The sequence below is a fragment of the Lysobacter capsici genome (assembly GCF_018732085.1).
In the GTDB taxonomy this organism is placed as follows: domain Bacteria; phylum Pseudomonadota; class Gammaproteobacteria; order Xanthomonadales; family Xanthomonadaceae; genus Lysobacter; species Lysobacter capsici_A.
The window spans coordinates 4,528,321-4,541,648 of sequence record NZ_CP076103.1 but is presented as its reverse complement, the minus strand read 5'-3'; the positions used below and the strand labels follow the sequence as shown (position 1 = coordinate 4,541,648).

Here is a 13,328-nt window from a genome sequence, read left to right as displayed (position 1 = left end):
ACCGATCGATCGCACGCATGCGCGGCTTGCCGACAGGCGCATGCGCTCGCCCCTCTCCCGCGCGACGCGGGAGAGGGGCGAGGCGACAGCGACACGCGACGATCATGAATTTCATACGAAACAACTAGGAAATCGACGAGCGCGGGATTCGCTTGCCGATTCGCGGCGCGGGTGCTGCGCCGCAGCAACGCCGTTCAGCTGCAGACGATGTGTATCGATCGCATCGAAAAAACCTAAATGTGCAACGCCGCTCACACAACGCCCCCTGCAACCGGACGGCAAACCGCTTGTTGGCACTGTTAGTGCAGCCGTAGCGTGTTACCGCGGACCAGGCAGTCACGAGTCCGTACACAAACAGCGTGGTCGCTGTCGTGTGCAGACATGGATGTGGCCACACCCGCCACGCGTTGAACGCCGCACGACGGCACTTCGTTTTTGGGGGTTTCATCCATGTCCGACCGCACCATGCGCGGCCTGCGCAAGCACGCGCTTGCCGCCGCCACCGTGACCGCTCTGTCCTGCGTCGCGGTATCGGCCTACGCCGCCGACCGCATCAACCTCACCGCCCTGGCCAACGCCGGCCAACAGGACGAGTTCATCGTCAAGTACCGCGACGGCAGCGCCGCGCGCAGCAACGAAGCCACCTTGCTCAAGTCGCTCAGCGCCGCCTCGACCGGTTTCTCCGGCAAGAGCAACGCGCTGGGCCTCAAGCACGTGCGTCGCACCTCGATCGGCGCCGACGTCGTGCGCGCCGGGCGCAAGCTCGATCGCGCCGAAGCCGAATCGCTGATGCGCCAGATCGCCGCCGACCCGAACGTCGAGTTCGTCGAGCCCAACGCGCGCATGACCGCGTTCCTCACCCCCAACGACACCCGCTTCGGCGAGCAGTGGGGCTATACCGCCTCGGGCATCAACGCGACCCAGGCCTGGGACGTGAGCACCGGCACCGGCGTGGTGGTGGCGGTCATCGACACCGGCATCACCAGCCACAGCGATCTCAACGCCAACATCATCGGCGGCTACGATTTCATCAGCGACGCCACCGCCGCGCGCGACAGCAACGGCCGCGATTCCAACCCGGCCGACCAGGGCGACTGGTTCGCCGCCGCCGATTGCGGCTTGGGCTACGCGAGCAATTCCAGCTGGCACGGCACCCACGTCGCCGGCACCATCGCCGCGGTGACCAACAACGCCAAGGGCGTGTCGGGCACCGCGTACAACGCCAAGGTCGTGCCGGTGCGCGTGCTCGGCCGCTGCGGCGGCACCCTGGCCGACATCGCCGACGCGATCACCTGGGCGTCGGGCGGCACCGTGTCCGGCGTGCCGGCCAATCCGAACCCGGCCGAAGTCATCAACATGAGCCTGGGCGGCAGCGGCGCCTGCGGTTCGACCTACCAGACCGCGATCGACGGCGCGGTCTCGCGCGGCGTGACCGTGGTGGTCGCCGCCGGCAACAACAACGGCAACGCCTCCAACGCGCGTCCGGCCAACTGCACCGGCGTGATCACGGTCGGCGCGGTCGACAGCAACGGCGCGCGTTCGGTGTGGAGCAGCACCCAGAAGTCGAACTACGGCGCCGTGGTCGACGTGGCCGCGCCGGGTTCGAACATCCTGTCCACGCTCAACGCCGGCACCACCACGCCGGGCGCGGAAAGCTACGCGTCCTACGGCGGCACCTCGATGGCGACGCCGCACGTCGCCGGCGTGGTCGCGTTGATCCAGGCCAAGGCCACCACGCCGAAGACCCCGGCCGAGATCGAGACCATCCTCAAGAACACCGCGCGCGCGTTCCCGAGCACGCCGGACCAGCCGATCGGCGTGGGCATCGTCAACGCCAAGGCGGCGCTGGATTCGCTCGGCGGCGGCAACCCGAACCCGGGCACGCAGACCTACAGCAACGGCACCGACTACAACATTCCGGACAACAACGCGACCGGCGTGTCGAGCACCATCACCGTGTCGGGCCGCACCGGCAACGCGCCGAGCAACGCCTCGGTGACGATCAACATCATCCATCCGTACAAGGGCGACCTGAAGGTCGACCTGATCGCGCCGGACGGCTCGGTGTACAACCTGCACAACAACACCGGCGGCAGCGCCGACAACGTCGCCGGCACCTACACGGTGAATCTGTCGAGCGAAACCCTCAACGGCGCGTGGAAGCTGCGCGCGGTCGACTCCGGTCCGGCCGACGTGGGCCGCATCGACACCTGGAGCATCACGTTCTGATCCATGCACGACGGGCGCGTCGCGACGCGAGCGCCCTGGCCTCATGAGCGCACCCCGGCTTCGGCCGGGGTGCGTTTTTTTTGCCCATCCATCGCCATCGGCGATGGTTTCGGCACCGCCGGATCCAAGCCCGATCGCATCGCCGAAGTCGCCTTGCGCATGCGGCCAATCGCCAGTCCCCTGAAACCGATCCGCACCGGACCGGGCGCATATCGCGACAGCGAATCCAATCCGGACAGGTGCATTTGAAGTGCGTTAGTTGTGTCGTTTCAGACATGTCTGATGGTTGCGTCCGCACACGCTGAGTAATTTCAATCCCGAGGGTGGCCGTACGAACGTCCATCCGCAGCACGCTCCGCCTTGCACCTGGAGCGCTTCGCCGCCAACGCCGCCGCTCGCGGCCGTCATCGGGATTTACCTCATGCCGCTTCGCGCCTCGCCTCTTTCGCGCATCGTTTCGCTGGTCGCCGCCGTGTCCGCGGCGACGATCGCGGTCGCGACCACGCCGTCGACGGCCGGCGCGCCGGCCGCCGACGCGGCGCGGATGGCCGGCCATCAGCCGCCGGGTTCGACCATGCAAGAGTTCATCGTCAAATACCGCAGCGGCAGCCGCGCGCGATTGGATGCCGACAGCCTGCATCGCACGCTGCGCGAAGCCGAGGCCGGCTTCGCCCACGCCGCCGGTCTGCGCCGGGTGCGCCGCGTGTCCACCGGCGCCGACGTGATCCGCGCCGATCGCGCGCTCGAACGCGCCGAAGCGCTGGCGCTGATGCGGCGCATCGCCAGCGACCCGCAGGTCGAGTACGTCGTGCCCAACGGCAAGGCGCAGGCGGCGTTGTCGCCCAACGACAGCCGCTATTCCGAACTGTGGGCGTTCCACGACTACGACGCCGGCAGCAATACCGGCGAGGCCTGGAACCTGGGCAACGGCAGCGGCGCGGTGGTCGCGGTGATCGACACCGGCATCGTCGCGCACAGCGATCTCAGCGCCAACGTGCTGCCGGGCTACGACTTCATCGCCAGCCCCTGGCGTTCGCGCGACAACGACGCGCGCGACCCCAATCCGCTCGACGAAGGCGACTGGGTCGCGGCCAACGAATGCTACGCCGGCCACGGCGCCGGCGCGTCGGGCTGGCACGGCACCCACGTCGCCGGCACGGTCGCGGCGGTCGGCAACAACCGCAACGGCGTGATCGGCGCCGCCTACGGCGCGCGGATCGTGCCGGTGCGCGTGCTCGGCCGCTGCGGCGGCGATTTCTCCGACATCATCGACGCCATCACCTGGGCCTCGGGCGGCTACGTGCCCGGCGTGCCGGCCAATCCGAATCCGGCCGAGGCGATCAATCTGAGCCTGCTCGGCGCCGGCGTATGCGATGCGGCGACCCAGGACGCGATCAACGGCGCGATCGCGCGCGGCGTCGCGGTGGTGGTCGCCGCCGGCAACGGCAACGCCGATGCCGGCGGCTTCCGGCCCGGCAACTGCAACGGCGCGATCACCGTCGGCGCCACCGATGCCGACGGCCGGCGTTCGATCTGGAGCGGCGGTTACGCCTCCAATTACGGCAGCGCGGTCGACCTGGCCGCGCCCGGCAGCAATATTCTGTCCACCGTCGGCGTGGGCGCGACCAAGGTCGCGGGCGAGGACTACGCTTACTACAACGGCACCTCGATGGCGACGCCGCAGGTGTCGGCGCTGATCGCGATGATGCAATCGCTGGCGGCCACGCCGAAGACGCCGGCGCAGATCGAAGCGCTGCTCAAGCAGACCGCGCGGCGTTTTCCGCTCGCGAACGATCGGCCGATCGGCGCCGGCATTCTCGACGCGAAGGCCGCGATGGAAGCGGTACGCGCGGCCAATCCCGCGCCCGCCGGCGGCAAGCGGCGTTATGTCAACGACGCCGACGTGATCATCCACGACAACGCCACCGTCGAAAGCGCGATCGTCGTATCCGGCCGCAGCGACGCGGCGCCGCTGACCGGCACGCCGGTCAGCCTGACCATCCGCCACAGCTACATCGGCGATTTGAAGGTCGACCTGATCGCGCCTGACGGCAGCGTCTACAACCTGCACAACCGCGGCGGCGGCAATGCCGACGACATCGTCAAGACCGTCGCGGTGAACCTGTGGGGCAAGCCGCTCAACGGTGCATGGCGGCTGCGCGTCAACGACAACTACAGCAACGACACCGGCTGGATCGACAGCTGGAGCATCGAGTTCTGATCCATCGCCGCATCCATCGCGGCGAGTACGACAGGGGGCGGGCCCGGACTTCCGTGGGGGCGGAAGTCCGGGGAACCCGTCGCCGCATGCGATGAGTCATCGAACGAACGCGAAACCGTTTCCTGCGTGGTGTTGGAGGGCGGCTCCCGGACTGCGGCCATGGCCGCAGTCCGGGAATCGGTTCCTCATGCGGATCGCAGCCGCGAGCGATCCATTCGCGCTTCGATCACCGCGTGCGGCATTCGTATCCGGACGATCCGAGTCTTGCGGGGCGATTAATGCGTGCGCCAAAGCAAGGTTGACGAAACGCGCGCCGCATTGCGAAAGCGATCGTTCGAATGTGGTGGATGCGATGCATGAATTTCTAATCGTCGAATGTGTTCTAAGGCACACGGTACTTTTATAAGTCGCACATTTATTGCGTTTTTCCCTTGTTTTAAAGGCTTATTTGGAAAAGTCGTCGACTGGAAGGGTGGGGTGGTCGGATCGTTTTTCGTTCCGCATCGATTCGAAATAACCGTTTCGTACATTGCGACGCAAGTCACTTCGCGAGCCGCCGAATCATTCAAAAACGCTTGCCGGAATTTTCCTCGCGTCGCTAGCGTTGGACCCCGGGTCGCGGCCCCACCCGCATCCATCGCAACGTTCCGCGCGCAGGCGCCGCCACCGCCCGTCCGCCGGAGCGTTCCATCTCACCGCGTCGCGGTGCTCACTTGGGATCATCACGTCATGACGTCTCGTTCGAATCGCATCCATCGCTCGCACCTGCTCGCCGCGGCCACCGCAGTGGCGTTGACCGGCCTGACCGCGCCCGCGTTCGCCGGGCAGGTGTATCTGGGCAACCTCAAGGACCAGGGCAACCAGCAGTTCATCATCAAGTTCAAGAGCGGCAGCGCGCCGGCGGCCAGCCCTGCATCGATGTCCGCTTCGCTGCGCCAGGCCACTTCGATCGCCGCCATGCCCGCCGCGGGCAAGCGTCCGACGCTGCGTCCGTTGCGTCAGATGATCATGCCCGGCGGCCGCGTCGTCGCGTCCGATCGCGCGCTCGATCGCGCCGAAGCGATCGCGCTGATGCGCCAGCTCGCCGCCGATCCGAATGTCGAATTCGTCCAGCTCGACGGCATCAGCAAGGCGCTGATGACCCCGAACGACCCTAGCTTCGGCCAGCAATGGCACTATGCCGATACCGCGTTCGGCATCCGCGCGCCGGTCGCCTGGAACACCAGCAACGGCAGCGGCGTGGTGGTGGCGGTGATCGACAGCGGCATCCTGTCGCATGCCGATCTCAACGCCAACATTCTCCCGGGCTACGACTTCGTCAGCTCGACCACCGGTCTTCCCGAGGCCGAATGCCGCGAAGCCGGCGGGCAACCCGGATGCGGCAAGTCGGACGACGGGGATGGGCGCGACGCCAATCCGCTGGACTCATCGAATATCGTGCACGGTACTCATGTGGCCGGCACCATCGGCGCGGTGACCAACAACGGTGTCGGCGTGGCCGGCGTCGCTTTCGGCGGCAAGGTCCTGCCGATCCGCGCGTTGGGCAATCAGGGCTTCGGCAGCGATTCGGATATCGCCGATGCCGTGGTCTGGGCATCGGGCGGCAGTATTTCCGGCGTGCCGGCCAACCCCAATCCGGCCGAAATCATCAACCTGTCGCTGGGCGGCAACGTGCCGTGCAGCCAGATGCCGGCGTGGCAGGCCGCGGTCAACCTCGCCGCGGCCAACGGTTCGACCGTGATCGCCGCCGCCGGCAACAGCAACAACGACGTCGCAGGCACCACCCCGGCCGGCTGCAACAACGTGATCTCGGTGGCGGCCAGCTCCACGACCGGTTCGCGCGCCTCGTACTCCACCTGGGGCGCGACCATCGACATCACCGCGCCGGGCGGCAACGGTTCGCTGTTCGGCGGCGCCACCGATGTGATCTCCACGCTGTCGAGCAATGGGTACGGCGGGATGTCGGGCACCTCGATGGCCGCGCCGCATGCGGCCGGCGTGGCGGCTTTGATCCTGTCGGTGTCGCCGACGAAGACCGCGGCGCAGATCGAGCAGATCCTGGAAAGCACGGCGCGGCCGATTCCGGCCAACCGCTGCAGCGGCGGTTGCGGCGCGGGCATCATCGACGCGGCCGCCGCGGTCGCCGCCGCGGCTGGCGGCACTCCGGGCAATCAGGTGCCGGTGGCGAACTTCAGCTCGGCGGTCAACGGCTTGAGCGTGAACTTCACCGACAGCTCGAGCGACAGCGACGGCAGCATTGCCTCGCGCAACTGGAGCTTCGGCGACGGCACCAGCTCCACCGCGACCAACCCGAGCAAGACCTACGCGGCCGCCGGCACCTACACCGTCACCCTGACGGTGACCGACAACGCCGGCGCGACCCACAGCAAGAGCTCGACGATCACGGTGAGCGGCGGCAGCGGCGGCGTGCAGACCTACAGCAACGGCACCGACGCGAACATTCCCGACAACAACGCCACCGGCGTGAGCAGCAGCATCGTGGTCTCCGGCCGCAGCGGCAATGCGCCGGGCAATGCCGAAGTGTCGGTCAACATCGTCCACACCTACCAGGGCGATCTGATCGTCGATCTGATCGCGCCGGACGGTTCGGTCTACAACCTGCACAGCCGCACCGGCCAGGGCACCGACAACATCGTCAAGACCTACACGGTGAATCTGTCCAGCGAAGCCCTCAACGGCACCTGGAAGCTGCGCGCCGCCGATCGCGCCGCGCAGGACGTCGGCAAGATCGACAGCTGGAGCATCAAGTTCTGATGTCGACCACGACGCGGCCGCAGCGATGCGGCCGCGTCGTCGCGCTTGCCGCGCAAACCCCGGCTTCGGCCGGGGTGCTTGATTGCGGCCAAGGCGGATGGGCCGCGGCTGTTCGCGCCGTCACGCCGGTGCCGCGAGCAAGCGGCGACGCAACCGGTGGTTGCGATTAGGACTCGTCCTATTCGCCGGCTTCGGTGATAGGCGTCGCAAAAAATCGTGATGGCACGCACGGCGAAACCGCGCCGTGCGGGCGGCGGACGTTCTAGCGTGAATCCCACGGTCCGCGCCGCGGTGCGGGCCTGCTGCATCCGACCCGCGACGCGTAGACGGTTCCGCGCGATCGCGGCCGGTTCATTGCCGCGCATGCGGCCCATGTTCTGTCAGGGGGCTTCAACCGATGTCCGCACGTTCCAACTCGTTCACCCTGCTCGCCGCCGCCACCGCCTTGGCGATCGCCGCCGCGTCGGGTTCCGCGCTCGCCGCCGATCGCGTCGATCTGAGCAGCCTCAATGTCGACGGCAGCCAGCAGTTCGGCCGTTTCGTGCTCAAGTACCGCAGCGGCAGCGCGCCGCGCGGCGACGTCGCCAGCTTCAACAAGGCCATCGCCGGCGCCGCCAGCGCGACCAGCAACCGCCTGGGCGGCGGCAAGCGGGCCGTGCAGCTCAAGCGCCTGCGCCGCACCGCCGGCGGCGCCGACGTGGTGCTCAGCAGCCGCGCGCTCAGCCGCGACGAAGCGGCCGCGCTGATGCGCCAGCTCGCCGCCGATCCGGCGGTGGAGTCGGTGTCCAACGACATCTTCATGGTTCCCTACTTCACCCCGAACGACACCAATTTCAACCAGCAGTTCGGTTTCGGCGCCGGCAACGGCGGCATCCGCGCGACCACCGCCTGGGACGTGACCAAGGGCGAGGGCACGGTGGTGGCGGTGATCGACACCGGCGTGGTCAGCCACACCGATCTCAACGGCAACGTCATCGCCGGCTACGACTTCATCAGCGGCGATCCGCCGGATGAGGGCTTGCCGCCGGGCGGTTTCTTCGTCGCCAACGACGGCGACGGCCGCGACGCCAATCCGGCCGATCCCGGCAACGGTTTCGATGCCGGCCAGTGCGGCCCGGGCACGGCGGCCCGGAACTCCAACTGGCATGGCACCCATGTCGCCGGCACCGTCGCCGCCGTCACCAACAACACCAAGGGCGTGGCCGGCACGGCGCATGCCGCCAAGATCGTGCCGGTGCGCGTGTTGGGCCGCTGCGGCGGTTACGGCTCGGATATTTCCGACGCCATCGTCTGGGCCTCGGGCGGTTCGGTGCCGGGCGTTCCGGCCAATCCCAATCCGGCCGACGTGATCAACATGAGCCTGGGCGGCAGCGCGCCGAGCGCCTGCCCGCAGATCTACAAGGACGCCGTGGTCGACGCGGCCGCGCGCGGCACGATCATCGTGGTCGCGGCGGGCAATTCGAACGCCGACTCCTTGACCGCGCTCGATCGCGCGGGCCAGCCGGTCGGCTACACCCTGACCAATTGCGGGACGGTGATCTCGGTCGGCTCGGTCACTTCCAGCGGCGCGCGCTCGTCCTTCTCCAACTACGGCGCGGGGGTCGATATCGCCGCGCCGGGCTCGGGCATTCTGTCCACCAGCAACAACGGTACCCGTGGACCGACCACGGAAACGTACTTGTCCTACGACGGCACCTCGATGGCCGCGCCGCACGTCGCCGGCGTCGCCGCGCTGGTGCAGTCGGTGGCGCCGACGCCGTTGACCCAGGAACAGATGCGCACCCTGCTCAAGAACACCGCGCGCGCGTTCCCGGTGTCGCCGGGCACCAAGCCGATCGGCGCCGGCATCGTCAATGCCGCCGCCGCGGTCGCCGCGGCGCAGGGCACGGGCAATCCGGGTGCGCAGACCTACAGCAACGACACCGACGCGAACATTCCGGACAACAACGCCACCGGCGTGTCGACCAGCATCACCGTGGCCGGCCGCACCGGCAACGCGCCCGGCAATGCGCAGGTCACGGTCGGCATCGTCCACACCTATCAGGGCGACTTGATCGTCGACCTGATCGCGCCGGACGGCTCGGTCTACAATCTGCACAGCCGCACCGGCGCCGACGCCGACAACATCAACCAGACCTATACGGTCAACCTGTCCAGCGAGGCGCTCAACGGCACCTGGAAGCTGCGCGCGGCCGATCGCGACGCGCAGGACACCGGCCGGATCGACAGTTGGAGCATCAAGTTCTGATCCGCCGCGGGCGCGATCGCCGCGCGCGGTGATTGAGGGTGCGACGCGGCCGCGGCGATGCGGCCGCGTTCGCGCCCTTTCGAACCCGGCTTCGGCCGGGTTTTTTCGTAGTCGCAATGCCCGCCGCGGCGGTGCGATGGCCGACGCGGTCGTGCCAACGTGGCCATGTCCAGCGCATGCGCGAAGGGCATATGGCGGCCACCGATGGGATTGCCGGTGCCAAACGACAAACCACATCAACGCAAGATGTGACCTGCATGCACATGATTTCAGCAGCGGAAAAATTTTCTTGCTGAAAATGTGACCGCACAGACGATTCCACCCCGGCGACATCGATGTCTGCGCCTTCCATTCGCCCACCCCCTCGCGAAGTATGGATTTCGGATCGGGCCAACGGATCCGCGCCCAGCGCCGTGCCGCTTGCCGGCACCGCCGCCTTCGAACGCTGCAAACCACTTACTCGGGGAATCGCAATGCACATCGTGTCCAAACCTCATCCGCGCATCCGCGCGCTTACCGCAGCGGTTGCGCTGTGCATGGCCGGCATCGCCCACGGCGCGCCGCCCGAGCAGCAATCGCCGGGCGATCCGAATCGCGTGTGGATCCGCTTCGCGCCCGGTCAGAAGGCCCAGGTCAAGGCGCAGATCCAGCAGACCGTCAGCACCGTGCGGGCGTTGAGCGCGAGCAGCGCGAAAGCGGCCGGCGTGGTCGCGCCGAGCATCGGCGACGGCAAGACCCATTACGAGTTCGACAATCTCAACGCGGTGGTGATGACCTTGCCGCCCGAGGTGCTGCGCAAGCTGCGCGCCGACAAAAATCTTGTCATCGAGCAGGACGTGCCGCGTTATCCGATGGCCGAATCGCTGCCGTACGGCATCACCAAGGTGCAGGCGCCCGACGTGGTCGCCACCGGCGCCGACGGCACCGGGGTCAAGGTGTGCGTGATCGATTCGGGCATCAAGGCCGATCACGAAGATTTCGCCGGCATCACCATCACCGGCTACGCGCCCAGCGGGCAGTCGTGGAACACCGACACCTGCGGCCACGGCACCCATGTCGCCGGCACCATCGCCGCGGTCGGCGGCAACGGCACCGGCGTGGTCGGCGTCAGCCCCGGCAAGGTATCGCTGCACATCATCAAGTACTTCGACGGCCCGACCTGCGGCTTCAGCTACAGCTCGACCCTGGTCGACGCGGCCAACCGCTGCGCGCAGGCCGGCGCCAAGGTCATCAACATGAGCCTGGGCGGCAGCCTGTCCAGCACCAGCGAGAACACCGCCTTCACCAACCTCTACAACCAGGGCGTGCTGTCGGTGGCCGCGGCCGGCAACGACGGCAATGCGACCAAGAGCTATCCGGCGTCGTACGCCAACGTGATCTCGGTGGCCTCGGTCGACATCAACAACGTCAAGGCGGCGAGCTCGCAGTTCAACGACGCGGTCGACATCGCCGCGCCGGGCGTGGACGTGCTGAGCACCTATCCGAAGAAAGGCACGCCGGTGTCGGTCAACGGCGCCAGCTACGAGGCGACCGGGCTCACCGGCGCGGCGGCGATTTCGGCCAGCGCGCCGATGGTCGACGGCGCGCGCTGCGCCGCGGCCGGCAGCTGGAGCGGCAAGGTCGTGCTGTGCGAACGCGGCGACATCTCCTTCGGCGACAAGGTCGCCAACGCGAAGAACGGCGGCGCGCTGGGCGTGGTGATCTACAACAACGTGCCCGGCGCGTTCTCCGGCACGCTCGGCGACGGCGTCACCTCGACCATTCCCGCGGTCAGCGTCAGCCAGGCCGACGGCGTGAGCTTGCGCGGCCTGGTCGGCCAGACCGCCACGGTCAGCGGCGTGGTGATCTACAACGTCAACGCCTACAGCCTGCTCAGCGGCACCTCGATGGCGAGCCCGCACGTGGCCGGCGTGGCGGCGTTGCTGTACAGCGCCAAGCCGTCGGCGACGACGACTCAAGTGCGCGACGCGATCACCTCCACCGCGCTCGACCTGGGCGCCGCCGGCCGCGACAACGAGTACGGCTTCGGTCTGGTGCGCGCGTTCAATGCGGTCGAAGCGCTGGTCGGCGGCACGCCGGGCAACACCGCGCCGGTGGCGAACTTCAGCTCCAGCGTCAGCGGCCTGACGGCGAGCTTCACCGACAGCTCGACCGACGCCGATGGCACGATCGCTTCGCGCAGCTGGAACTTCGGCGACGGCACCAGCTCGACCGCGACCAACCCGAGCAAGACCTACGCCGCGGCCGGGACCTACACCGTCACCCTGACCGTCACCGACAACGGCGGCGCCACCCACACCAAGACCGCCTCGGTCACGGTCAGCGCCAGCGGCGTGCAGACCTACACCAACGGCACCGACGTCAACATCCCCGACAACAACGCCACCGGCGTGACCAGCGCCATCGTCGTCTCGGGCCGCAGCGGCAACGCGCCGAGCAACGCCGAAGTGACCGTCAACATCATCCACCCGTACAAGGGCGACCTGATCGTCGACCTGGTCGCGCCCGACGGCTCGGTCTACAACATCCACAACCGCACCGGCACCAGCACCGACAACGTCAGCGGCACGTTCACCTTCAACCTGTCGAGCGAAGCCTTGAACGGCACCTGGAAACTGCGTGCGGCCGATCGCGCCGCGAGCGACGTGGGCCGCATCGATACCTGGAGCATCAAGTTCTGAGCGGGCAAGTCGTGGGCAGGCAGGTCCTGAGCGGCTAGATTCCGAGCAGCATCTCCCGAGCACCGGGAAAGGCGACACGGCCGCAGCGATGCGGCCGTGTTCGCGTCGGCGCCATACCGCGCCGGTTCGCAGACAGCGCCATTCCGGATTCCCCCTGCAGGAGCGGCGCAAGCCGCGACCGCGATCGTTCCCGCAGCGGTGCAGCCGCCATCGCGCCCAGCGCTCCGAGCGTTCCCGCGGGCGCCGCCGGCCAAGGTGCTTGTTCCGATCATCCGCACCCAGGGCAGCCGCAGGCAGGGCAGGGATGCGCATCACCCGGGCATGCCGTTCGTCGGCAAATCCACCACTGACCGCGCCCGGCCGTCCAGTCGATATTTGTTTTAAGAACAACGGCTTGTATGCGGTGAGGTCCCCGTTCCGAAGCGAAGCCGTCCCTCGGCCGCTCATCCGACCCTTGCAATCGCCGCCGCCGTAATTATGATTGAGCAATCACTCATTAATTGATTCCAGCCCCGTCCCATGGCCCGTCCCCGCAGCGAAGACAAACGCAACGCCATCCTGCTCGCCGCGACCCGCGTGTTCGCCGAGCAGGGCCTGGCCGCGCCGACGGCGAAGATCGCGCGCGAGGCCGGGGTCGCCGAAGGCACCTTGTTCACCTATTTCGCCAACAAGGACGAACTGCTCAACCAGTTGTATCTCGAACTCAAGTACGAGATGCGCGACGTCATGAGCGCCGGCCTGAGCCGGGTCGACGAAGCCGACCTGCGCGAACTCACCCATCGGTTTTGGGTCGCCTACATCGACTGGGGCGTGGCGCATCCGCACAAGCGCAAGGTCATGAGCACGCTGATGCTGTCGGACCGGGTCAGCGAGGCCAGCCGCGCCGCCGGCGCGAGCGCGTTCGCGGTGTTCAACGCACGCATGAACCAAAGCGTCGAGCTGGGCCTGCTGTGCGGCCCGTCGCCGAGCTTCGTCGGCGCGCTGCTCGGCGCGATCGGCGAGGTCACCATGGATTTCGTCGCGCGCGAACCCGACCAGGCCGAGCGGTATCGCGAGGCCGGGTTCGACGCATTCTGGAAAGCGATCTCCGCCTGAAACCGCCCGAGCGTCAGGCACGGCGCCGACGGCGGTGTTTTTCCGGTCATTTAATGAGTGCGTAATCAGTCATTTTTTT

General features: G+C 67.7%; 7 protein-coding genes. 6 read left to right on the top strand and 1 reads right to left on the bottom strand.

Features of this window, described 5'->3' with window-relative positions:
• The first annotated feature begins 450 nt into the window (after positions 1-450).
• The gene (locus KME82_RS18920; protein ID WP_215495399.1) at positions 451-2,229 is read left to right on the top strand and encodes a S8 family peptidase; all 1,779 of its coding nucleotides are present in this window, start codon (positions 451-453) and stop codon (positions 2,227-2,229) included.
• A 41-nt stretch (positions 2,230-2,270) separates the two neighbouring features.
• On the opposite strand, the gene KME82_RS18915 is transcribed toward KME82_RS18920, so the two are convergent.
• A complete protein-coding gene (locus tag KME82_RS18915; RefSeq protein ID WP_215495398.1) occupies positions 2,271-2,474 on the bottom strand; it encodes a hypothetical protein in 204 nt (67 codons plus the stop codon).
• 176 nt (positions 2,475-2,650) lie between these two features.
• On the opposite strand from KME82_RS18915, the gene KME82_RS18910 reads away from it, so the two are divergent.
• The 5 genes from KME82_RS18910 (at position 2,651) to KME82_RS18890 (ending at position 13,249) form a co-directional block, all read left to right on the top strand.
• On the top strand, positions 2,651-4,450 hold the full coding sequence (locus KME82_RS18910; RefSeq protein WP_215495397.1) for a S8 family serine peptidase: 1,800 nt from the start codon (positions 2,651-2,653) through the stop codon (positions 4,448-4,450).
• 729 nt (positions 4,451-5,179) lie between these two features.
• Positions 5,180-7,225: a S8 family serine peptidase gene (locus tag KME82_RS18905; protein WP_215495396.1), complete on the top strand. Its 2,046-nt coding sequence runs from the start codon at positions 5,180-5,182 to the stop codon at positions 7,223-7,225.
• A 397-nt stretch (positions 7,226-7,622) separates the two neighbouring features.
• Complete coding sequence (locus tag KME82_RS18900) at positions 7,623-9,473, top strand: S8 family peptidase (protein ID WP_215495395.1); 1,851 nt, start codon at positions 7,623-7,625, stop codon at positions 9,471-9,473.
• Positions 9,474-9,946: 473 nt separating this feature from the next.
• Entirely contained in the window at positions 9,947-12,154 is a 2,208-nt protein-coding gene (locus KME82_RS18895) for a S8 family serine peptidase (RefSeq protein ID WP_215495394.1), read from the top strand.
• 519 nt (positions 12,155-12,673) lie between these two features.
• Complete coding sequence (locus KME82_RS18890) at positions 12,674-13,249, top strand: TetR/AcrR family transcriptional regulator (RefSeq protein WP_215495393.1); 576 nt, start codon at positions 12,674-12,676, stop codon at positions 13,247-13,249.
• The last annotated feature ends 79 nt before the right edge of the window (positions 13,250-13,328 follow it).

What these genes read in the sequence shown, in the direction of transcription:
- KME82_RS18900 (WP_215495395.1), top strand. Translation starts at nt 7,623, where the DNA reads ATGTCCGCACGTTCCAACTCGTTCACCCTGCTCGCCGCCGCCACCGCC.
- KME82_RS18910 (WP_215495397.1), top strand. Translation starts at nt 2,651, where the DNA reads ATGCCGCTTCGCGCCTCGCCTCTTTCGCGCATCGTTTCGCTGGTCGCC.
- KME82_RS18915 (WP_215495398.1), bottom strand. Translation starts at nt 2,474, where the DNA reads ATGCACCTGTCCGGATTGGATTCGCTGTCGCGATATGCGCCCGGTCCG.
- KME82_RS18895 (WP_215495394.1), top strand. Translation starts at nt 9,947, where the DNA reads ATGCACATCGTGTCCAAACCTCATCCGCGCATCCGCGCGCTTACCGCA.
- KME82_RS18920 (WP_215495399.1), top strand. Translation starts at nt 451, where the DNA reads ATGTCCGACCGCACCATGCGCGGCCTGCGCAAGCACGCGCTTGCCGCC.
- KME82_RS18890 (WP_215495393.1), top strand. Translation starts at nt 12,674, where the DNA reads ATGGCCCGTCCCCGCAGCGAAGACAAACGCAACGCCATCCTGCTCGCC.
- KME82_RS18905 (WP_215495396.1), top strand. Translation starts at nt 5,180, where the DNA reads ATGACGTCTCGTTCGAATCGCATCCATCGCTCGCACCTGCTCGCCGCG.